This window comes from Bacillus sp. FJAT-27445, assembly GCF_001510665.1.
Taxonomy (GTDB): Bacteria; Bacillota; Bacilli; order Bacillales; family Cytobacillaceae; genus Bacillus_D.
This window is the reverse complement of the sequence record NZ_LMTI01000001.1, coordinates 544,338-567,724: the sequence shown is the minus strand read 5'-3', so window position 1 is coordinate 567,724 and position 23,387 is coordinate 544,338. Positions and strand designations below refer to the sequence as shown.

At 37.3% G+C, this 23,387-nt stretch carries 18 protein-coding genes; 7 read left to right on the top strand and 11 right to left on the bottom strand.

Annotated elements, in window-relative coordinates; all coding sequences use genetic code 11:
- Positions 1 to 286 precede the first annotated feature (286 nt).
- Positions 287 to 4,408, bottom strand: coding sequence for a S8 family serine peptidase (locus AR337_RS02815; RefSeq protein WP_059170483.1), 4,122 nt, complete (start codon positions 4,406 to 4,408; stop codon positions 287 to 289).
- A gap of 628 nt (positions 4,409 to 5,036) precedes the next feature.
- On the opposite strand from AR337_RS02815, the gene AR337_RS02810 reads away from it, so the two are divergent.
- The 4 genes from AR337_RS02810 (at position 5,037) to AR337_RS23685 (ending at position 7,026) form a co-directional block, all read left to right on the top strand.
- Positions 5,037 to 5,636, top strand: coding sequence for a CBS domain-containing protein (locus AR337_RS02810; RefSeq protein WP_059170482.1), 600 nt, complete (start codon positions 5,037 to 5,039; stop codon positions 5,634 to 5,636).
- 329 nt (positions 5,637 to 5,965) lie between these two features.
- A complete protein-coding gene (locus AR337_RS02805) occupies positions 5,966 to 6,331 on the top strand; it encodes a DUF2089 domain-containing protein (RefSeq protein ID WP_059170481.1) in 366 nt (121 codons plus the stop codon).
- A 13-nt stretch (positions 6,332 to 6,344) separates the two neighbouring features.
- On the top strand, positions 6,345 to 6,734 hold the full coding sequence (locus AR337_RS02800) for a hypothetical protein (protein ID WP_059170480.1): 390 nt from the start codon (positions 6,345 to 6,347) through the stop codon (positions 6,732 to 6,734).
- Positions 6,735 to 6,744: 10 nt separating this feature from the next.
- Positions 6,745 to 7,026, top strand: a complete 282-nt coding sequence (locus AR337_RS23685) for a hypothetical protein (RefSeq protein WP_059170479.1) — start codon at positions 6,745 to 6,747, stop codon at positions 7,024 to 7,026.
- Positions 7,027 to 7,229: 203 nt separating this feature from the next.
- On the opposite strand, the gene queE is transcribed toward AR337_RS23685, so the two are convergent.
- From queE to queC, 3 genes are read right to left on the bottom strand one after another with little or no spacing between them, the layout of a single operon-like run.
- Entirely contained in the window at positions 7,230 to 7,988 is a 759-nt protein-coding gene (queE, locus tag AR337_RS02790) for a 7-carboxy-7-deazaguanine synthase QueE (protein ID WP_059170478.1), read from the bottom strand.
- A complete protein-coding gene (gene queD, locus AR337_RS02785; RefSeq protein WP_059170477.1) occupies positions 7,951 to 8,433 on the bottom strand; it encodes a 6-carboxytetrahydropterin synthase QueD in 483 nt (160 codons plus the stop codon). Before queD ends, queE begins: the two co-directional genes overlap by 38 nt.
- A 2-nt stretch (positions 8,434 to 8,435) precedes the next feature.
- Entirely contained in the window at positions 8,436 to 9,098 is a 663-nt protein-coding gene (gene queC / locus AR337_RS02780; RefSeq protein ID WP_059170476.1) for a 7-cyano-7-deazaguanine synthase QueC, read from the bottom strand.
- 242 nt (positions 9,099 to 9,340) lie between these two features.
- Between queC and AR337_RS02775 the strand changes: the two genes are divergently transcribed.
- Positions 9,341 to 10,102: an SDR family oxidoreductase gene (locus AR337_RS02775; RefSeq protein WP_059170475.1), complete on the top strand. Its 762-nt coding sequence runs from the start codon at positions 9,341 to 9,343 to the stop codon at positions 10,100 to 10,102.
- A gap of 281 nt (positions 10,103 to 10,383) precedes the next feature.
- On the opposite strand, the gene AR337_RS02770 is transcribed toward AR337_RS02775, so the two are convergent.
- Positions 10,384 to 10,749, bottom strand: coding sequence for a hypothetical protein (locus tag AR337_RS02770; protein WP_059170474.1), 366 nt, complete (start codon positions 10,747 to 10,749; stop codon positions 10,384 to 10,386).
- Positions 10,750 to 10,923: 174 nt separating this feature from the next.
- Here AR337_RS02770 and AR337_RS02765 point away from each other — a divergent pair, with 174 nt between their 5' ends.
- Complete coding sequence (locus AR337_RS02765; protein WP_059170473.1) at positions 10,924 to 11,715, top strand: hypothetical protein; 792 nt, start codon at positions 10,924 to 10,926, stop codon at positions 11,713 to 11,715.
- Between the two features lie 238 nt (positions 11,716 to 11,953).
- Here the strand turns inward: AR337_RS02765 and AR337_RS02760 are convergent, their stop codons facing one another.
- Positions 11,954 to 12,913 (bottom strand): 3'-5' exonuclease, encoded by a 960-nt coding sequence (locus AR337_RS02760; protein ID WP_082686808.1) that lies wholly within the window; start codon positions 12,911 to 12,913, stop codon positions 11,954 to 11,956.
- Positions 12,914 to 12,986: 73 nt separating this feature from the next.
- On the bottom strand, positions 12,987 to 15,122 hold the full coding sequence (locus tag AR337_RS02755; RefSeq protein ID WP_059170472.1) for a DUF262 domain-containing protein: 2,136 nt from the start codon (positions 15,120 to 15,122) through the stop codon (positions 12,987 to 12,989).
- Positions 15,123 to 15,952: 830 nt separating this feature from the next.
- Between AR337_RS02755 and AR337_RS02750 the strand changes: the two genes are divergently transcribed.
- On the top strand, positions 15,953 to 16,330 hold the full coding sequence (locus AR337_RS02750; RefSeq protein WP_059170471.1) for a hypothetical protein: 378 nt from the start codon (positions 15,953 to 15,955) through the stop codon (positions 16,328 to 16,330).
- Positions 16,331 to 16,375: 45 nt separating this feature from the next.
- On the opposite strand, the gene AR337_RS02745 is transcribed toward AR337_RS02750, so the two are convergent.
- The 4 genes from AR337_RS02745 to AR337_RS02730 form a co-directional block, all read right to left on the bottom strand.
- The gene (locus tag AR337_RS02745) at positions 16,376 to 17,182 is read right to left on the bottom strand and encodes a phosphoadenosine phosphosulfate reductase family protein (protein WP_059170470.1); all 807 of its coding nucleotides are present in this window, start codon (positions 17,180 to 17,182) and stop codon (positions 16,376 to 16,378) included.
- 127 nt (positions 17,183 to 17,309) lie between these two features.
- On the bottom strand, positions 17,310 to 18,836 hold the full coding sequence (locus AR337_RS23680) for a hypothetical protein (RefSeq protein WP_253701447.1): 1,527 nt from the start codon (positions 18,834 to 18,836) through the stop codon (positions 17,310 to 17,312).
- A 15-nt stretch (positions 18,837 to 18,851) separates the two neighbouring features.
- Complete coding sequence (locus tag AR337_RS02735; protein WP_059170469.1) at positions 18,852 to 22,331, bottom strand: hypothetical protein; 3,480 nt, start codon at positions 22,329 to 22,331, stop codon at positions 18,852 to 18,854.
- Positions 22,321 to 23,220, bottom strand: a complete 900-nt coding sequence (locus AR337_RS02730; RefSeq protein ID WP_059170468.1) for a DUF4007 family protein — start codon at positions 23,218 to 23,220, stop codon at positions 22,321 to 22,323. Before AR337_RS02730 ends, AR337_RS02735 begins: the two co-directional genes overlap by 11 nt.
- Positions 23,221 to 23,387 lie beyond the last annotated feature (167 nt).

The window sequence follows — 23,387 nt, the reverse complement described above, 5'->3', positions numbered from 1 at the left end:
AGTATAACAGTTATAACAAGTGTGCAACCAATTTTTTCTATATTCTTTAAAAAGTTGGTAATTCCGGCAGATTATCCAAGCAGGCTTACTGTTTAGCCGATGAAAATTCTTGTTTGACCGAACCCCCTCCTTTTTGTTAGATATTAAGAACGATAGTACCTTCTTTGATAAAAACCCGATGATTAAACACAAAGTGAAGCACTGGATACGTCCCCTGCTTCACTCACTAAAAAAAGGTGCCTGGACCCCGCGTTGCAGCGGGGCCATGCACCTTTATTAAATCAGATTATTTTTTGCCGATTGTGTACGAAGCCTGCTTTTCAACGACTTTGACGCCTTTGTCATTGACGCCGTTGAAGATGACTTTGTACGTTCCTTTTGCTGCGTTTGCAGCAGGAGTGTACGTATCTTTGTACGTTTTTCCTTCCATGGACTTCAGGGTAATAGCAGATCCGTCAGGCTTTACGATTTTGACTGTCCAAGTGATGGACTCGCTCGCCTCGGCACTGATGGAAACCGGAGTCTTGTGGCTGACATCCGTGTTCGGAGTGACGCTTACAGACTTAATTTCCGGTACAGGCGCTGGTTCTGGTTTCGGATCTGGCTTCGGCTCTTCAGCCTTCGCCACTCGTTTAATTGTTACCTCTTTAATTGTCGCTTTTCCGGACAGGTCAACCGCGCGGATTGTGAAGGTATTGTCTCCTTCTTTCAGGCTTACCTCGTGGCTAATGGTTTTTTCGTATGGCACCGCGGCTACCAATGAACTTGGACCGGAGTTGAACAACACTTCGTCGTCATTCACATACATCCGGATCGAATCGAAATTATCCTTCACCGTAATTTCAAGGTTCGCTTTATCCACAGGTAAATCAACCGTAGCCGGAGCATTTACCTCCACTGTGGCCGGAGTCGTATCGACAAATACCGGACGCCTTACAATTTGCATTTCATTTCCAGCCATATCAATGGCCTTGATTGCAAATTCATGAACCCCATCGTTCTCCACCGTTACGTTAGTTGAGAAGCGATACTGATCGACAGTACCTACAGTAACCTTTGTAATGGCAACTGCCTTGCCATCAACATAAATTTCTTTTACGGCGGTATCGTCAGTGGCATAGCCGCTTACTGCAATTGTTTTGACAGAGTGAATTGTTGAGTTTCCAGGAGTTGAAAGCATAATCACAGGTGGCGTCGTATCGCCGCTTTCCTTAATTGTCGCTTCCTGGATAGTGATATTGTTGGCATAGTCGTAGGCTACAAGTTCAACTTTCGCCCCTGCAGGTACTTCAATTTTTTCCAGGCTGTACGATTTTGCTGTTGGTAAAATCGCTGTATTGGCTGGCAGTATGCTCGTTCCATTTACTCTTACATCGAAGTTTTGAAGGCCAATACCTCCGCCGTCCGTTGCTTCCCATGTAAGTTGCTTATTAGCAGCATTGTACACTGCATTCAGAACGACCGGTTTTGTTGTATCCAGTACAAACGGAATCAGCTTGGATTGCCACTTGGCATCCCTGTGCTGCATATCAACACGTGCTTTAATTTCGTAGAAATATTGTCCATCCGGCACAACAGAGCCATTGACCTTTCCATCCCATGCACGTGTAGTGGAATAGGTATAACGGGCAGTTGTCAAGCTTCCATAATGCTTCCGGACATAGGTCTCATTCCGGATAGTACGGAGTTTATTGCCATTCGCATCCAAAATATTGAACTGCATGTCTGCTGCGTTACGCACGAGACTCATAATCGGCACAATCGTATCAAACATGCCATCGCCGTTTGGAGAAAGCGCAAATTTACTCATCGCATTAGCATAACCCGTGAGTGGATCGAAACCGATGTAGACTCCACGGTTATCAACCATACCCGCTTGCGGAGTTCCGCCAGATCCATCCGTGAAGAAGAATTTGGTGTCAATATTGCGCATTCCATCAAGGATGCTTGGACGGTCCCACTCGCCGTAGAAGCCGACATATGGCAGACCGAGGTTTACTTTTTGGCCATTTACATCTGTCAGGCGGACGAAGCCTTCAACGAAAATATCTTCTTTCAGGTCGAAGGTTGTCTTCGCTCCCGCAGAATTGTAGCCAGGAATTCGCGCATTTGTAATATCAATCGTAACAGGAATTTCAACACTTCCACCTGCTGGTACTGTTACCGTAGCCGGCGCTGTTACATTTGCTCCAGGCATTGGCTCGGCGCCTCTCAAATGCGGGTCTCCTGTCGAGCCAACAGCAGCGGACCAGTTGACATCACCGGATGCCAGGCGCTGGATTGCGTCAGTCAGGACATCGACATTTACATTATAAGTGACAGCACTCGTCGAATCATTGATTGCTTTTACTTTGAAATCAATAACTTTGTTTTTAAAATCCCTCAGCTCCACTTTTGCTTCATTCGTTGCCGGGTTAACGACACGGACTGGAGTCAAAGTGGCATTGTGAATCTGCATCATTCCCGCACCCTGGAGGCGAGGGGAATACGGGTAATCATTCGTGCCGATTGCAAGCTTTGCCGTGTTCATTAAAAGAACCTTTGCCAGGCGTGTTTGCTGGCTGAGCGGCAGATTTTTATAAAGCGGGCTCTTCTTAATGTACTCCATTACAAGTGCGGATCCACCTGCAACGTGAGGAGCTGCCATCGAAGTACCGCTCATGAAACCGTATTTGTTATCATTCAGCGTAGAGAAAATATTTCCGCCAGGGGCCATGATTTCAGGCTTGATGTCAAGGCTTGGCGTTGTTCCCCAGGACGAGAATTCTGTTGGACGTCCATTTTGTGGAGCTACCTGGGAATTGGCAACAGTGAATGTCAGCTTAGTATTGCCAGCGGTGTACAGCTGGTTCAGCTGGTCTCCCGTCGGTTTTGTAACGAGCATGATTGGAACATCAAAACCACTAAGGTCTCTGAGAATAGCACCGCCTGTACCTGCATCGATAACAATGATTCCTGCTGCGCCCTGCCTTGCAGCCTCAGCAGCCTTATCGATGAACGGACCTGGTGTGCCGCCGCGCGTCACTACTACAATTTTTCCTTTTACATCTAGCCCCGCATAGTCGGCTGGAGCTCCAAATTTGGCGCCAAGGGATACCAAATCATATTCCTTGTTGCCAGGTTTCTTCATCCAGTCATCTCCGGAATAAGCAACTCCGTTAAGTGGATTTCCAGACAAAGAAAGTGAATAATCATACCAAGTTTGCTTATTTCCGGAAGCCGCAACCTGAATAGAATTGTACGAAAGTCCAGGCGCGCCGACTAGGCCGATATCCGGATTTTCCGCAAATGGCGTCTTGTAACCGCGGCCGATGTGGCGGGAGTTCCCTGCGGATACAGAGGAGACAATTCCATTATCTACTGCGCGCGTGATCGCCAGGTTGGCTGGATCATCAGCGGAATAGAACGATGCAACCGAGCCAAGGCTCATGTTCAGTACATCGGCACCGAGCTTGATTGCTTCATCAATCGCAACGATATAAATATCGGAGAAAGTGGACGCATAGTTCGGGTCGTTACTGAAAACCTTCATTGCAAGAAGCTGTGCTTCAGGTGCAACACCTTTTACACCGCCATTGTCAGGATTGCCGTTCGCAGCAACCGTGCCCCCAACGTGCATGCCATGGTTGGAACCGCCAGGCACCAGGTCACGTATTTCCTGGTTCTTGTCGAAATAGTTGTAGCCGTAAGGGACTTTGTCCGAGAAGAACTTACCTGGAAGCGCATGCTCGGAAATCGCGGCATTCACTTTTGGCAGTGTCAGGTCGGCTTTGTTCGCCTTCGTTAAAATCATATCGCGGTGGGATGGATCAATTCCGGAATCGATAATTGCGACAACCATGCCCTCACCTTTATAATTGCCAGTATTCCAGGCACTGTACGACTGGATGAACTCATGGCTTGTCGTCATATCAGGCTCTACAACAGGCCGCTCATATTCATTGGCCAAGTATACCTCTTTGACTTCAGGCAGGCTTTCGATCTCCTTAATCTCACCGTATGTAACCTCGCCGCTGAAGCCGTTCATTACGGTAGAAAAATTGTTTTTATAATTCATCTTGACCTTTTTATCGGCAAGCTTCTGTTTCACTTTTTGCTGCGCGTTGGCAGCTTTGCCATTCAGCGCTTTCTTTTCTTCTTTTGAGAGATTGGAAAACTTAACTCCTTTTTTTGTCGCGAACTCGATCGCTGATTCTTCTTTGAGTTCGACAACGACCCTTACTTTTTCATTATCGGAAAAAGCGGGTTCATTTCCATCCGTTGGTGTGACAGATTCTTCCCCATTCTGCACTGCTGCCAATGCAGGGATTACTTCCTCGGCACCATTTTGCGGGGCCGCAAAAGCAAAACTGGAAAATGAAAGTAGAAAAATAAGGAATAAACTAAAACTCTTTTTCATTCTTCGCATTAGGACTCTCCTCTTCTAATAATCTCTCTTTTTTAACCGGCCAAACCCCTTCACTTTTAAAAAATAACCACCCCCCTTCCTGTCCTTCACCCTTCCAACTTTTACATTGTCAGAATAATCCGAATGTACCATGTATGTGTAAAAATATGTAAGGGTATAAGGAACTAATATTTATACAATCCTACTAAGTCTTTATACCTCAAAAAAATGCCTGATTAACTAAAAATTCAACTATTGTTTAGTGACAAAGTTGGATAAAATAACAAAGAAAATCTGGATTTCAATGTTTTATTATGATTAAATCTTCCTTTATCAAATAAAATTCAACTATATATTATAGGCATCATTATAAAAACGTATAGGGACGTAGTCCTACTAAAATTCATTATAAGTAGTTTGGAAGGCGAAATTTGTCCGTTCTTAATACTGGATTTAACAATCGCTAGACATAATATTTCAATTTTCACTCTTTCCATATTGAATACACTATTATCTGCACTCAACTTACTTTTTTATGGAAAGGCCTCATTCTTTAACCAACTTGGTTTGTAGCAAGAAGGAAATTTCTCATTTTTGGAGAATACATATAGTGAGAAAGAGAATTTAATGGGAATTGAGGAGGAATGGCATGAAAATTCAACAATTCATGATTGGCAAGCAGGAAGTTAGCTCCCTTTCAGAAAGGGCGACCATTGGGGAAGCATTGGCGTTTCTTGATGAAACAGGTTACCGCAGGGTTCCGGTCATCGAGTCCGTCTCAAACCGCTTCTTGGGAAATGTCGAAAAAATTGATATTTTTGAATATTCGGGCGATAAAAAAGACAACGTCCTGAATATCATTAAGGAAGAAGACGGCTATGTCCGCGGCGACGATTCCTTCAAGAAGATTTTTAATAGAATAAAATGGCTTCCTTACCTGGCCATCGTCGATGAGCAAGGGAAATTCGACGGCATCCTGACACACGCTCAAATCATGGATCTCCTTGAAGATACATACAGCGACGGTATTTCGCTGACGATTGGCCTGTTCGAACAGAACCATGCCATCGAGCGTATCTCGGCGATCGTCGGCAAACATACGAGCATCCTTTCAATGTTCACACTCGGCAGCAACCGCGCCGTCCGCCAAATCCACCTGTCCATTCCAAAGGACACGCCGACGGAAACAGTCAACCAAATCCTAGATGAATTAAACAACACTGGAGTAAGAGTCACAAATATCGAATAATAAAAGTGAAGCCAGGGACTAATCCCCGGCTTCATTTTTGTAAATCCTCAGTTTATGTAGTGATGCATTGGTTACCTCCCCTTCCCCCAATTTTCCTATCCATTTCAATCCTGAAATCATGGTACAGGTTCCTTTTTCTTAATAAATGCTTGATATAAATGTAAAAATAATTAAAAACACAAAATCAATTAGCAATAACATAATCTTAATGATATTTATTTACAAATTAATTATTTTAATGTTTTTATAAATAAAAGTTTATTTTAATTATTTACACTTCACATTTCTTGATATATAATCAAATCAAATAAAAGAAAGGAATTTGATTTATGGCCTATAAAGTAATTACAAATTGTCCTGTCTGCAGCAAAACATTGAAGATTACGAAGCTGCAGTGTTCTCATTGTCAAACTACGATTGAAAATGAGTTTGAATTATCTAAGCTGGCATCATTATCAAAAGATCAGCTTCATTTTGTGGAAGTATTTTTAACATGTAGAGGGAATATCAAAGAAGTTGAAAAGGAAATGGGGATTTCATATCCAACAGTTCGTGGGAAGCTAACAGACATCATTTCATCCATTGGATATGTACAGAAGAAGAAAAATGAAGTAGACGAGGAAAAGGTTATCACTATGTTGGAAAATGGCGAAATCACTCCAGAGGAAGCCATTAAGCTATTAAAAGATGAATAGGGAGGAATTTACTATGAAAGAGGAAATTACAAGAGTGTTAACAATGGTACAAGAGGGGAAAATTGATGCAGATAAGGGATCCGCACTGATCCAAGTATTAAAAGAGAAAGAAGAAACAGGAAGTACGCTGATAGAAAAACCGACTAAATATTTAGATAAAACATTAAAAATTCGTGTTCTAACAGCTCAAGGTGATAACGTCACGGCCAATCTGCCCATAAAACTTATTAAGGTAGTATTAATGGCTGGACACAGCATTGCTGCGAGTCTTCCTCAATCAGAAAAATATGTTAAGGATATTGACATAAACCTTATTATTGAAGCAATCGAAAACGAATTGGATGGTCAAATTCTTGATGTTAAGTCGGCAAACGGAGATACCGTTTCTGTCATCATTGAATAGTGAGTTACCTATGCTCCATTTAAAAGTGAATTCAAAAGACGTCCGGTTCACAATACCAATTCCATTTGCTATTTTAAATATTGGTATTTCAATTTTTTCTTCAAAATTTTTTCATCAACATGCAAATAAATGGACCAAAAAGTATTTCGAGAGAAAAAAACTGGACTTTAGCTTTCCTCTGATAGAAGAGAAAATGCTAAAGCCCATCGTAAAAGAACTGAAAAATCATAAGGGGATCGTGCTAGTAGATGTCAAAGCTAATGACGGTACGGAGGTTAAGGTTTGGCTATAATTTTTAAAGATAAACCGATACTATCCTAATTTCTCGCTTACAATACCGAGAAATTAGGATTTTTTTTAATATTGGCTGTACTTTTATTCCTAAAAGCCCCCTACTGTTGAACATAGCTTACTACTCAATAGGAGATAAGTCATCAATTAGACCACTGTTATCTTATCCATAATAGATTTCCAAATCTCTAGTCCTGCGGTCCCTTAAACACCGCGCTTATTCGACCAAACTAAAGCATGAAGTTGTGGCAAAGGGCGAACATTGTTCATTTCAGGATCGTCCAGCACCTTACCCCACAACCAGTCCAGCGAATGAAGTAACCGACTTGAAATATCCCCATCCTCACCGGGATTGCTATTTCCTACCGAAAGGAAAAATGGAATATTATCCTTCATATAACGGTTATTTAACATCTTTGCATATTCAAAATCCACATCATCAAATACAACAATTTTCAGTGAAAAATTTGATTTGAAGTTGCTTAACTTAAGAACGATATCATCTAAAAGTTCAAGGTCCGGTTTCATTCCGCTGCTCGGTGGTTTAGGAGAAATCGTTAAATCATTGACAAGATAAAACCAATCCTGCCACTTGCTGCCCTGAGTCTCTAATCCTACTTCAATATTGAATTGATGAAGAAGTTCAATGAACTCTTTCATTGCCTCGCCAATCAAAGCGGGGTTTCCACCCGTAATCGTAACATGGTTGAAGTTATCTCCACCAAGTTCCTTAAGCTCTTGAAAGACTTCCATTGGTGCCATCATTCGGATTTTTTCTTTTTCAGACCCGTCCCATGTAAAAGCTGAGTCGCACCAGGAACACTTGTAATCACACCCTGCTGTCCGGACGAACATACTCTTGCGGCCCATAACCATCCCTTCACCCTGGATGGTTGGCCCGAATATTTCCATAACAGGAATCTTACTACTCAACCTCCATCCACTCCCTTCTTGCTTCTGCATAACTGGTGGGAGTTTCATAGAGGCGAACGAATTCAACTCGCGCGCCATCGTATTGGCTTGCGCGATTCCCCTTTTTCAACGCCTCAGCCATTTTTTCATAAATCCAGACAACAATATTTTCAGCTGTTGTATTCATTGGAGGAAGTGTTTCATTCAAATATCGATGATCCAAAAATATTTCAATCTCGGATTTCCAAATTTCCTTTATATCGCCAAAGTCAATCATCAATCCACGGTCATCAACAAATCCACTAATCCCAAAGATCACTTTGTACGTATGGCCGTGAAGGTTTTTGCATTTACCTTCATACTCATGCAGATGATGAGCTGAATCAAACGTGAATTCCTTGCTGACCAAGACCCGTTTTGAATGGTACTTTAATTGGTCACGCCTAATATCTTCATCAATTTTTTGCAATTTATCTACAATCCTGAATCCGTACATGATTACAGCCCATTCCGTTCTGCCAGATAATCATCCAGGCCTTTTTTTCGTAGCTTACAGGCAGGGCATTCGCCGCAGCCGTCCGCGATGATTCCGTTATAACAAGTTAGCGTCTTTTCACGGACAAACTCGAAAGCTCCCAGCTCATCCGCGAGTTTCCAGGCCTCAGCCTTATCTATCCACATCAATGGAGTATGTATGACAAAATTCTGATCCATTGAAAGATTTAGGGTTACGTTAAGTGACTTAACAAAAATATCACGGCAGTCGGGATAACCGCTGAAATCCGTTTCGCATACCCCTGTAACGATGTGCTTCGCCCCAATTTGGCTAGCCAGTACCCCGGCAAATGACATGAACAGCAAATTCCTGCCCGGCACAAAGGTGTTAGGCAGGGTGCCGCCTTCCCCATCCTTCACTTCGATGTCGTCCCGGGTCAACGCATTCGGGGCAAGCTGGTTCAAGAGGCTCATATCTAAAATATGATGGGTAATGCCAAGTTCTGCTGCAATATTTTTAGCACATTCGATTTCTGTTATATGCCGTTGATTGTAATCAAAAGTAACAGCGGTAACCTCAGCAAATTGTTCCATTGCCCAAAAAAGGCAGGTCGTACTATCTTGTCCCCCACTAAACACAACTAACGCTTTTTCATTCTTTAACATTCTCTTTCTCCTTCCAACAAAAAAACAGCACGGCTAAAGAAAGCAGTACTGTTTCCTTAGTTTTTTAAAGAGGGTAGCTAAAACCTCTACCGCCAATTAGCGGATTTTTATATTGGTCATTCATCATTATAAACGATAAAACTAAATTTTGCATTGCCCTCAAACTTTATTAACAAACTGTTGGGTTTGTATCGAATTCTTTCTTTTTAAGTGCTTGATTCAATTTTTCGGAACTTAGGAGCATGACTGCTGAATTAGGGGCTAAAGTCATTGCTGCTGACATTAACGAAGAAAGTTTACAAGCCGTTGTCGAAGGCATCAAAGCAAAAGGACAAACAGCTGAATACGTTGTAACCGATGTCACGAAAAAAGAAGACATGGATAACATGGCAAAGTTCGCAATCCATACATTTGGCCGCATCGATGTTTTGGTCAATAATGCAGGAATTATGCCACTTTCATTCTTCTCGGACCATAAAAAGGCATATAAAGCATGGGATAAGTCCATAGACATTAATTTTAAGGGTGTCGTATATGGAATCAGCGCCGTTTACGATCAAATGATTGAACAAGGCCAAGGGCAAATCATCAACATCTCTTCGATATACGGAAATTACGGAATCTATGGTTCAGGGGTTTATTCGGCTACAAAAGCAGCAGTCAAAGTCCATTCCGATTCTTTACGTGTTGAAACGCAGGGTAAAATTAAAGTGACAACCGTTAAACCAACGGGCGTAGCCGGAACAAACTTAGGAAATTCCGTCGTCAACCCTGAAGCACAACTTGGTTTGGCAGGACATAATGGAAATGAATACTTAGAAAAACTCGGTAAATTCGCGGAAAATGATCTTCCAGCAGAAGAATTCGATAAGGAAAGCATCAAACTCTTCTTCATCGAACCTGAAGACTTAGCTAGAAATGTCGTATACGCTATTAACCAGCCATGGGGCGTTTCGATCAGTGACATCACAGTACGCGCTTCAAATGAGCGGTATGTATTCTAATAAAGAATAGACTAGTTTTTGTAACGATGCTTAACATAATAAGCCTAATTCCCCGCAAAAAATACGGGGGAATTAGGCTTTTTTTCTTCTTAAGTTCTAGAGGATTCCTAATATTTCCTCTTCATTATTCAATTTCAATTTCTGTCGCTATCCGGCTCATTATGCTACAGCAAAGCCACGATCGCTGTATTACGGGTCTAATTCGTCATCCTCTCCGGATATAGTTTCTATATTAGCCATTTTCCGTTGTCGTGCAACCACTTAAACCTTTAGATATTAAGTTATTCATTGGAAAGTTCGTCAATCGCTTGAACAGCAAGTTCCAATGCTTTAATTCTTCTTTCTAAAAGCGTTCTTTGAGGACTGCCTGCCTTTGACTTAGCATAAGCGTTCTCAATAGATGGGAATAAACCAGTTAGAACTTTGCGAGCTTCTGCTAAATCTTCCCGGGTGTATTGATGGGGTTCTTGATACCAAATGTATTCTAGCATGGCTAAGCCGATGTAAATTGCTTTGAGCCGTTTCATTACTAAGGTAGTATTTGCACCTTTCTGAGTCATCTGAATCAAGGCATTTTCGAGTTTACCAATTGTCGATTGGCAGGATTTTAATGATTCCAATTTAACTTGATTTGATACTTTTTCCATGTTAGTGCCCCCCTCTCTTCGTCTCTGAATTATATTTGCTTGATACTTGATAAAATAGTTAAGAACGCGATTCACTCCTTCAACTAATGTTCACCATCTTGTCACAACATCCCCTTCCCTACCCTGTCCTTTTTGGCTCCTCAACTATATATAAAGAGTGAGAGGGTGGTTCAAATGATGAATATTAAAACCGGTAAAATTGAAAAGTTCAGCCAGTATTCTAATTTTAATGATTTAAAGGAATTTAACAACCATTTCGAGCAATGGATTTTGCTGTACAAGAAGAATTTCACAAAAGGTGAACTCACTGGCATTAAGAGGCTTGCCCGATTCTGCGCAAAAGTACCCGGCGTCTCAAATGCAAAAATTGCAACCGTACTCAAGGCAATCAACGAGGATAACAAGGGAAACGTGATTTCCCGCTCGACATTCAAACGTATGATCCAAAAGGCGATCGCACTCGGAGTAATGACCGTATATGAGACCGAGCGGAAAAACGGCTCCCAGACGAGCAACCTGTACTCGTTTAATCGTTTCCAACAAAATGAACCACCCAAAGCCGGAATTTTGAACCAGCCTGAAACCGGTATTCCTTTAAAACAAAAAAATAAAGAATTAAAAGAACGTATAGCGGAATCCCAACCATTCAATCGATCAGTTTCCAAGAGCATTCCCCAGCAATTTGTGGAGATCGTAAGTTCCTTCTTTCCACAAGCGAAAACAATTGAAGAGTACTGGAGGATGACAAAAATCGCAGCATACCGCAACTGCTACGAAAACGAAAAGGAAACCGTCCTAGAATACGCAATACAAGCCTTCATGGAAATGGCGCGCAAACTAAGCATCAGGAACGCCATCCAAAACCCAATTGCCTATTTCTATGGAATCATGGAAATGAAATTCAGGCTGCTGACCGATCAACTGCGTGTGGAAGAAGCAGCGATGTATTATGAATTGAATGGTTAGGATGAAAATTGATAAGAGGTTTTTTGTGAAAAATAAGCTGTGGCAGCTTCCTGGCAGAGAAGCAGCCTTGAATTTAATCAACTACATAATCTCAAAAAAACTTGAGGCGTAAACACCTTCTAATTCCTTTTGAAAAAGCCAAACATGCCAAATATAAAAAAATGTCCGGATAACATTACTTCTGAACTGCTTTTCGTTGAAAAAAAAGCCCAGCGAATGCGGGCTAGAGTTTACATAATTATTTTATGTTAACCTTCTCATTCTTTTGTTTCGTGCGCTCCACTAAAATGCTATCCAGATATTGGGTGAACTCGGATGTGCCGGAATACGAAAGGCACAAGAATTCCTTTGCCCTGGTCATGCCAATATAAAGCAGAGACACTTCCCTTTCTCGGTCTTCCTCCAACGGGAATGGCATGGAATCCGTATTGACGATGAACACGGCCCGGAAATCGAGGCCTTTACTGCTATCGATTGTGCTGATTTTAATGCAGCCGTCTTCTTTTTCAAAAGAACGCTTTGACTGCTCGTTTTCCGTTATCCAGAAATAAGGCAGCCCGGCATCCTTCAGCGACCGCTTAATCATATCAATAATAGGATACTTCGAGGTTCGCTTGACCCGATAGAGGATAAGCATTTCATTGTACGGAACCTTTCGTTCATCATGGAGCTTCTTCATCTGGCGGGCAACAAGCTTCATCTCTTCATAAAAATTGGTCGCACGGATGATTCCCGCCTCAGGCCCTTTCCGTTTTGTGCTTTGCGGGGCGATGATTTCCCCTTCCAATTCACGGTTCACAACTTTGTTCTTAAGCATCGAATGCTTTCGGTAAAAGTCCCAGGCAAACTTGACGATTTGCGCAGTATTACGGTAGTTAATAGATAGGATTTTCGATCTTCCCTGAAAACTGAGGCCGGTATCTTGGACATAGGAGCGCTTCCTTTTGTAAATTTCCTGCGCCCTGTCTTCCACTAGCAACAGCGATTGCGTCTGCTCATTAAGAAGGGAGCTGACCAGGCTAAGCCAATCCGCTTGGAAATCATGGCCTACATCAATCAATATTGCATCATAAGTCGGAAGGATCGCTTCTTTCCGCTTAATTTTCTCAATGAAATTTTGGATTTTCCCTTCCTTTATCTTCAAATCATTTTTCAGCCAGGCATGGAAATTCAGAACGAGTATGCCATAATTGTACACGGGCTATCGGCTTCCTCAACGAAATTAGCCTTCAAGTATGGGAAACATTTTCTATGCAAAAATATATTTTAATTTATTCTTTTAGGCTTTCTAATTCCCTTTTTATTTCTTTTTTCAACTCAATATATCGTTTTTCTAGGAATTCCTCATAACTCGTTTGTTCATTAATTTGTTGGTCAGGTAAACAATGGCCCCACTTGGCAGAATCATTTACAAATTTTAAATACTTATCTGGTGATTTATCTCTAATTTTTAAATTTGCTATTGACGAGATAAAGGTTCTGTTTAATGGACTATTTAGTATATGCTTTTTATTACTTCTTATTTTTTTTGAGGATTCATCAATTGTAGTTGCATCAGCCAAAGGTATAATGTGATGATCGTGAACTTCTAAGAGAATAGAATTTCCATCTACTGTTATTGATTTTCCCTCAGATATTTGCCATGGATTTAATCTAATTTCAGTTTGATTAATAGTTAAAAAATCTTTTGGTTGCTTGCTTAAAATATATTGCAATATACCAAGAGTAACGGAAGAACGAAGATCATTATTCTCATCTTTTAGTAATAAAAGTTCCTTGTTTGAATATCCATCCTCATTTAGGACTTTTTCATATAAATATTCAAACTTGTTTGGTTCATTTTTAATTATCCACAAATATAATTGGTTGATATCCTTTATACATTGAGAGTTTTGTGCTTCTCTATATGCACCTCCAAATAAGGATGCCCAATACCAATATTCAATTTTATTTAATTTATTTTCATTTTCCCAAACATCGTCACTCCTAAGTAGGTAGGCGATAGGTAAAATCATTAATTCATAAGATAGCTTGTTAATATCAGTTATGCCTAAACGAAGGTTTAAGAAAGCTAATGCTCTTGCTAAGGATTTTAAAACAACCTCGGTATTTGAATTAATTTGATCAAAGTTTAAATTTAATATCTTTTGCCTCTTTATATAATCAACTTTTAATTCATCAAACTCACCGTATTCTAAATGTGAAAAGATAGATAACAAATTTAAATACATTTCCTTAAAACTCTTGGAAATCTTATTATCAACAATTGTTTTCATATTTACTGGTATAAACACTACGGGCTTTTCACCAATTATTTTATTGACCAATGCATTAGAAAGTTTTACTTCGGTCCCTAGATTCTTTATAATTCTTTGGGACAGGGAACCTTCTTCGACATTCCCGGCTCTAGCAGCTTTTGCAACGATTAAGTCGAATGTATTAAGATCTGTTCCACCTTCATTTATATTTTCGAAAATTGAAATAGCTCTACTAATTTCTTCAGATGGTAGTTGGATTATAGGTATTTTTTGTTCTATTAATTCATTTAGATATTTAATGACTTTTTCACTCCATTTAGCTCCGAGTGTCGACCATACATTTCTAACTTTTTCTTCATTATCTAAATAGTCAGAGATCATTGGATCTACCGGTTCTAAAATATCTATAACTTCCAATTCTCCATCACTAACAGCAGCTTTTAGTTCCTCTATTCGATTATTTGCAATCTGCTCTATTACATATTCATGAAGTGGTTTTTCACCTTCAATTGTTTTATTTCCAATGGTATAAAGAGGAATTAAACTCGCTTCAGCAGCTTTTTTCGCTATATGAACTTTAAGCCTATTTCCCTTAATATAATTGCCTTGGATGTCCCTAGGTGAATAACCTGGATTAAACCATTCATTTGTTTTTGTTTTAAAAATCTTCTTGAACTCTATAAAATCTAATACCTCCGAAGGTTCCAAGTATTGTTTCTTAAAATCTTCAAAATAAAGTTTTTCCAAACCGAAAATATCTGTTTCATTTTTTCTAGGTTGCACTCTAATAAACCATCTGTTGTTTAAATCTGAATACATTTTTTCCCATGTGCTCAACCAGTTAATATTTTTGTAATAGTAGTCAGAGAATATTGTTTTCAAACTTGATATTCTTTGTTGGCCATCTAATAAATACAGGCAATCATCTTTCCTCTCTTCTAATGAAAGAGAAGTGGGAAAACATAGTTTTTTTGCCGCAAAATCTCCTTTCTCCCCTTCTAAGATTAAAAGACTACCTATTGGTAAGTGGGTAATAAAGGATGATAATAAGCTTTTTTGTTTTTCTCTGGCCCATTCAAAATCTCTTTGGAAGTCTGGGAGTATTAACTTCCCTTCATCATTTTTTTCAAATAATTCCTTTAATTTCACAGTTACACCCCACAATTTTAAGAAATACTCTAATAATTTGTAATTAATTCAGTAATTATATAAATACTATATCATATATTAAAAATCCTCTTTTTTATACAAAATTTGCAATTATCATACTGATTCATATACTGTATGTGTAGATAAAGTCTTAAGAAAATTTTCGCATTAGCCAAGATTTATTATGTCAATCACTTTTACATAGGGCACCCCAAGAATGGATCCCAGTCACAATAGTAGCACCACGGCTAGTCTGGACGACTCGACCTGCAAAACTCGGTCTCTATCTCTTCTCAATGGAAATTGAAGTCGTGGCCCCTTTATGGTTACCTCACTTGGGAAGTTAGAGGTGGTCCTTTAAAATGGCGGTAATGATTAGGTTATAATGTCACAATTAAGTTTACTAATACAAAAAGTTGCTGGTAACTAACAGGTCGTCTTATGGGATAGATTACTACTACTGAGTGCTACTTTGCGAAATTTAGATTCGCTAGGATTTTTTAATTTTTCGAATGTGTTTTGTACATGTTAGTGGTAGAAAGTTGTAGATTTAGATAAAACCTTTACGACCACGGGTAGAGTCTCTTTTAAAAAATTCTTTAGGAGCAAGTTTGAATTGGCTTGTAAGGGTACGAAGACGCATCTTGTGCAAAGTAACGTGTGCACTTGTATTCCTGTGGTGACTCTCATAGTAGTAGAGTTGTGGACCAGGAACATAGGAAGGGTGGTACAATTCAATGGCCATATTCTTCCGCTTGGAAAAAATTAATAATGATAAAACATACCATAATAACTATAATATAAAGGGTATTACTTAAGGAGGTTATAAATTGAAAAGTAAGTGTAAAAAATGTGGTGCAGCTATTGCAGAGTCTGAAATAATAAAAACAGACGAATTAAGAGACTTTGGATCTAGCGTACATAATTATTGCTCAAGTTGTTTTATACAAGAAGTAAAAATTGGCTTTGGTAATGATGAAATAGGGAACTGTAATATATGCAACAGTCCACTCGTATTACAACATGATGACGAGGAAACAGTATCGTTAGCTCAATTTGATTGTACAGTACATTTTGTTTGTGAAAAGATTAAAATGGCATCTGAGAATGAAAATGAAGAAGAAGTAGTGCGGCTAGAGGATGAAGGACATGACTGTTTAATCCTTTATACCATTCAACCAGATCCCAATGAACCAGATTTTAGTTAAAAAAAAGGATGAATGCTCCTAAGGAAGCTTCATCCTTTTATAATATTAAAGTATTTGTATGTAATAATAATTAGCCCTTTGTTCCTCAATAAAACATCCACAACCTCCAAAATCAAAAAGATCAATGCTGTCGGATTGACTTTCTATTTCCTCTCTTAATTTCTTTAAAGTAATTTTTTCTATCTCATTGTTCCTTTGTCTTTTCAATATGGACACATCTTTTTGTAAAAAATTAATTAATTCTTCCTCCTTATTTTCATGATAACTATATCTTTCAGGTAACGATAATAATAGGTTTTTAAAATGAGCTTGTCCTGCTTTTACGCAAAACCCTCCACAATTGTTATGTGCAAAACCCATATTATATAAGCGAGGTATTTTTATTCCGTATTTTAGTATTTCATGATATATTTCTTCTTTTGTAATATATGGTTCTTCACATAAAGGTGCTTTTATAGTATAGGGCTTCCAATTTGTTTCTATTTTTTCTAATCTATGAATTTCCGTCCAATCAATTCCGACATACAAAATAACTTCATCAGGTTTAAAATTGTTAATAACCCAATCTCTTGCCGGTTTTTGTTTTAAAATTCTTGTACATGGTGCAACTCTAGAGTTTCCTAGATATCTTACATCCTTAAATACTTCCCAAACATTTCTTCCATCACATAATTTAACAAGTTGAACTCCTAGGGCAATTGAGGTTTCTTCAACAAACCGATAAAGATCTTCATCCTCTGTACGGGTGTCTGTAAATAATAAAATAATGTTTTCTACTGGAACTTCCTTAGCAACTAGCTTTGCGGCCATAAAACTTCCAACGCCACCAGAGTACATGATAACGTGTTTCAATACTATCACCTCTTTTTATTTTGAGGGTGACAATTCTAGGAACGTATGTTCTATATTAATCTTATCATAAATATATTTAAAACTCAATAAAAACCCCCTATTTTAGGGGGTTAAGGTGATTAGGATGTTATGAAAAGGAACAAACGCATGGAATAGTATCATCTGGTTTAAACAGATATTTTTCAATTCCTTCTCTTTCAATATCTAAACGGTATTGTTTTAATGTATATGGCCCACCATTTTTCTTAAGGATAGAAACATCTTTAGCAAAGTGAGCTCTAAAACGCTCCTCCATTTCTTCTTGTTCTTTGTACTGATCCGGCCATATAGCCAGTAAAGTTGCATAATGTTGTAAGCCGCCTCTAACACACCTTCCACCACAATTAGCATGAGAGAATCCATAAATACCGAACTTAACTAATAATTTTGCAATAGGATCATTTTCACTTTCTGCTTTTTCTATTGCTGCAGTGTACATCCGAGGTAAATTAATACCCCATTCATTCTGGATAATTCCCTTTGCGTCAAGATCTTCCCTTAATGTTTCAATTAACGGGAATCTTGATTCAATGGGTTCTAATGGGAAATGCTCATAAAAAGACCTAATCCCAGCTGCCTTTCTAATATTCATGTCCGGACTATTTTCATCTATGATGTTGTATTTACGCCTAATATGACTATTATCTCGGCGCTGTTTTTCATGAGGTGAAATACCAAAATATAAAACAGGCTCTAAATTTTCGTTGTCACGCAAGCCCTCTAAATAGACAAGTGTTTGTCTAACTTTTAGTTCTTCTGAACATTTTGCTAACCGAGAGTTACCTAGAAACTTATAATCATAGAAGACTTCCTCTGGAGTTCTACCATCTAATATCTCTGTGATTTCAAGACCAATATAATCTGAGACTTCATCCATAAACCTTAAATTATCTTCATCTTCCCAAAGAGTGTTTGTAAAGAATAATTTACAGTTATCTTTCCCAAAAGTCTGTACCATGTAATAGGCAACATATGCACTACCAGCCCCTCCAGAAAACATCGCAATGTAAATACGTTTACGTTCTGAACGAGGTAAATTTATTCCCCACTCATCTTGAATAGTTTTTTTTATATTTAAAGTTTTTGTATCGACCTCATCATATAGCGGGAATTTTATATGGATAGGTTCAATAGGGAGCTGTTCAAAGAATGATATAATATCCGTTGACTTCGCAAAACCCTTCTCTATACTTTCTAAACAAATAGATTTGTTGTCATACAAATTTTCCGGAACATTACCAAAATATAATATTGGGTTAAGTTTTTCTTGCTCCCTAATAGATAGAACATAATTTACCAGCTCTTTTAATTTTACTTCAACTTCATATTTTAAAATAGATGTATCTTCATCTCCAGAACAAAACTCATAGTTTATTTCAGTGGGATCAGCTTCAATTTTAATTAATGGTAGATCCAGAAAAGTAGATACCTCTTTCATAAACCTATGATTATCAATATAATTAGGATTTTCACCATTTTCGCTAAAGAAATCTAAATACAACAGTCTACTGTTATCTTTCCCATACTTTTCAACAACTTTTTTTGCTACAAAAGAACTTGCAACGCCACCTGTTAGTACGGCAATATGAACTTGATTACGATTTAAAGTATCCAAGTGAACACCTCCTGTTTATTCAATATGTTCTTCCATTAAAAGATAAATCATATACTCCAATTCATTTTTCGGAATATTACGACCGGCATTTTTAATTATTCTGTCAATATTCGTATAAACAGTCTTTGCCTTTACAGAGAACTCCACTTTATTTATTACTTTTGATTTATTACCAATTTGAACAGTATAATAGCTAGAAGGAGTTTCTTTGACAGAATGTGATAGGTTATCCCTCTCAATATAAAACCGATTAATTTCATGGACGCCTTGTTCAATATCTTTTATAAACTTTTCTTTAGTTTTGTCAGACCAATCCTCTACTCTTACACCAGAGAAATTTTCAGCAAACTCCCCTACCCAGTCATCCGTTTTAATACTTAATATCGACCTTACTAACTCACTGTTTTTCTTTAGATATTCATGTTGACTATCAGCCCATTTTCTAAGCTGTTCAAAGTTTTTAGTTCCGGTATTCTCTAAAACTACCTGTTTAAGTCCTTGGATTTCAACCAAGATAAAGTTTTCTGCATATTCCTTAATTCTTAATAAATCTAATATATTCTCATCATGGTAAATAGAGTATATATCCGAGATGCTCTTTTGAGGTTTTACTTCCGTCCTTCTTATTAAATCCCGAAGTGTTCTAAATTCTTGGTCGACTGACTCAGAAATTTGAGTGAATCTTGGTAATGATCTTAACCATTTTAACAAAGTACCACATATCTGAATCAATCTCGAATTATGTTGTCCCTCAAGACGATCTTCAATATGACTGTGGAAAAAATTTTCAATAGTATTAAAGAATTTAATAAACTCTTCATCAATATGTTCATAGACATATTGGTAATTTTCAGGACCTTCTTCTTCTAAAATTTCATAAAGTTTACTACCATTCAACCCGGGGACAAAGATCTCATTCCGGTAAAGCATAAATTCATTCCATCGATCTCTAAGCATAGCAACTAAAAGAATAAGTATAACTGGTTTTCTTATTCCAAAAGGAGGTTTTGCAAAAATGTCTATAATATCTGAAAAATTCCCTTTAGGTTGTTTATCTAATAAGTCAACTAATTTCTCTCTCATTTTTTTATATGGGCCATACTCAATATAGCTGTAGTCTAAGTTCCTGATGTTAGAATCAAAATTAAAATTATTTTTAAATATTGAAGCATAAATTGCATATGCTGGTCCATTACCAGAAACACCAAATTGATCTTCTGTAGGTGCCTTTATAATTTGATCAATTAATAACTTCGCCCCAGAAATTTGTTGAGAAGAACTGTTCATTCTATTAAAAGAATCATTAATAATCTTGGGACTTTCACCATAGAGTTGGTAACATTTTTCCGACAAAAGCTCAGACAATTCTATTGAACTATTAATTGGTATCCTTTTTCTAGTTGACACCCAGATTAAATTTTGATCGAAATTTGTTAGTAATGATAAAAATCTATTAATAACATAATTAACTTCTTTTAATAAAATTGTTAATTCTTCCTTAATACCTTTATCTTCTGAAAGTAATTCTTTATCCGAAGTTAAGGTCTCAATAATCACACTCTCTAAGATTTCCTCCTTTATTGAAGATAAGGGTTTGGGATGAATTACAAAAATATCTTTATGGGATCCCGATAATTTAGAAATATCATCTACTACATTTTTCGCTTCGCTATCTTCTGGAATAACGTAGTATATAGTTAAATCATTAATGTTATTTTTTAATTTTACCTTATCGAACGCCTGCAAATCGCTTTCTAGAAGAAGCTCTATATTGGCAAATCTGGTCATTTCTTTATCATCATTGTATTTCTCTGGAAAGAAATACTTTCTTGATAAATTTTTCAACAATATTTTATGAATATCAGTGTTTGTTAAGATTTGTCCGGATTTTTTATCAGATATTTGCTCTTGGATATCAATAGCACTTCCAGAATGAAGTTCCCAATGTTCATTCAATCTGTTAAACCTAATTACTTTATGGTTTGCTAATGTTTCAAGAACTGCATCAATATTTTCGATTTCTTGTATAGCAAACTTAAGGAAGTCAGTTGTAATCTTTTGTTCATTCTGTAATCCACATAAACTCCAGATTGATAAAAATTTTATTATTTGAAATGCAAGCTTCTTATCAACTAAATTGTCGGGGATCCTTGCCACAGCTTTTTTATATAGCAAAAGGTGTTTAGAAACCTCAGGATCAACATCATTACCAGATGTATCAGAAAAGAAGTAATCAAACAATTGGTGAGGTTTATAATAACCCTTGGTTTTAGTTATATGGTTTAATAAACCACCTGTTTCTTCACTTTCTAAAAATGTGAAAAGAGTCCTCTCGTTTTGTCCAAAGATACTAGAAAGTTGCGGCAAAACAAACAGTGTAACTGGATGTAAGGGATACATAGACCTTACAATTATTTGCTCCCTTTCATTTGGATTTAAGCTTGGAAATAAGGAATAATTCTTTAAACTATTTAGTGTATCATTATAAGTTGACTCAGGAATTACAGGTTTTTGTTTAATATTTTCTGTCATTATCACTTCAGCAATCTTAAGGAAAGTTGCTTGATCACTGGTAATATTGTATTGTCTAAAGCGTTTTTCAATTCGTTGAAACTCTTTAGCAATATCACCTTGGTTTCCACCAAAATATTGTCTTAAACTTTTATGCGTTATGAGCATAAAATGCAAAGATTTTTCACGATCTGTTAATTCAGCTAAATCCTGAATATCTTGCATTGTTTCATTAAGACTAGAATTATTTAATCCTTGCAAAAATCGTCCAAATTCATCATATACAATCATTAACCCTAAATTGTTTGCATTTAATAATTTTGAAATGTAACCCATTTGCTCCAGAAAGTCTTCAGTGTATCCTATTTCAAAAGTAGCTCCCGATGTAAGTAAAGGATAGATCTCACTAAAAAATGAAATCTCTTTTTCATTCTGATTTTTAATTTCCTCTTTCCATGAGGAAATATCCTTATTATAAGATTCCAAGTATCCAAGAAAGGAAGAGTATGTTTGTGGGAATCGTTCTTCCCATAACTTAACCGATTCAAGAATTTTTTTACTTACTCCAGGTAGAACAACTTCAAGACCTTCTTTTTTTAATGCCTTAACTACATTTGAGAGTATAGCTTGCCTAAATCTTCCTTCATTACCTGTTAATAGTACTGGTACGTATCTTTTATTCAGGTTATTTACACTATTAAACTGATTAGCTATGTAATCATCGAAAAACACAAATTTTTTTATTAGTTTTTCTACACCTAAGGGATCAGCATTTTTTGAAACTATGCTGCTTACCACTGTAGCAAGTAGCGATTTTCCAGTACCGTATGCTCCCACTACAATATGAGCTCTATTGCTCTCTTTTAAGAACCCGTCTAATATACCTTTCAAAACTTCTGTATGTGAAGGAGTCGGAATATATCTATTAATAAATTCTTCCTTTCCAACATCGAAACGAATGTTAACACTAGTCTTAAACACCATGCTTGATAGTCGCCCTTCCTGTCTCTGCTTTAAACTCATAATTTAATAATTCAATTGGATGAATCTTTGGTACTCGAACATTATCAAGATTATTTGTTCTCAAATACTCAATTGGAAATTTTTCATGGTTCGTTAAAATATTTAATGCTTCTATTATTTTGTTTCTAGAAAGATTAAATACTTTACCCCATAAGAACGGCTCATTAATGATTTCTTCAAGACTAATTAAATCTAAACCTTTTTCAAGTGAATAGTTTAATAAAACGTAATACAATGCTGAAATGCCAATTTCATTAACTTCAGGAGATACTTTCCGAATATTTTCGTTTTTTTCTTCTGAAGGTTCTTCTTTAATAAGGTTTAGCTTGGTAAAAGGACTAAAAATAAAGTCTTCTGGATCATTTTCATTTGCATTTTTAGTATATTGTTGTATTAGTACATCAATATCCCGATTTAAAGAAGTCTCGGACACAGGTTTAGGTTCATTATTTTTAACCCAAGTTTTAAATGACTTTTTTAATTCGGGTCTTTGTGTAATGGTTTCTTTGTAGATATTAAAAAACCAATAAAATACTGTAGCTAAATCATTTTTATTACGGATTAGATTATAATGAATAAGCGCCACCGTTTCGTTTCTTTGTAGTAGTCTATCAACCGAAAAAATTAGTTCCCCTAATTCGCTCATTTGGTGCTCTTTACTTTTTGTTTCCTCTATTAGGTTCATAGCACTTAGCCAAAAACGTAAAGACTTAACCATATTTTTACCTAAACCTATTTTCTCAAAGCCGTCCTTATCATAAAAAAAACGAGGGTCCTCATTTATTACCTTTAATCCCTTACTCACCCATTTATCACGCAAATAAAAACTCTCATGTCTTGCGTAAGCCATAATACCACCTACTCTTTTAATTTCTACTGGTATAAGGTACCCAGCATTATAAAAACTAAAAACTTTACTGGTTCTCTCTCTCCAGTAATAATTATACACTAAAAATCTAACATAGAAAGTATTATTGTTTAAAGAAAGAACAAACATTCGATAAAAAAAGTGCCCAA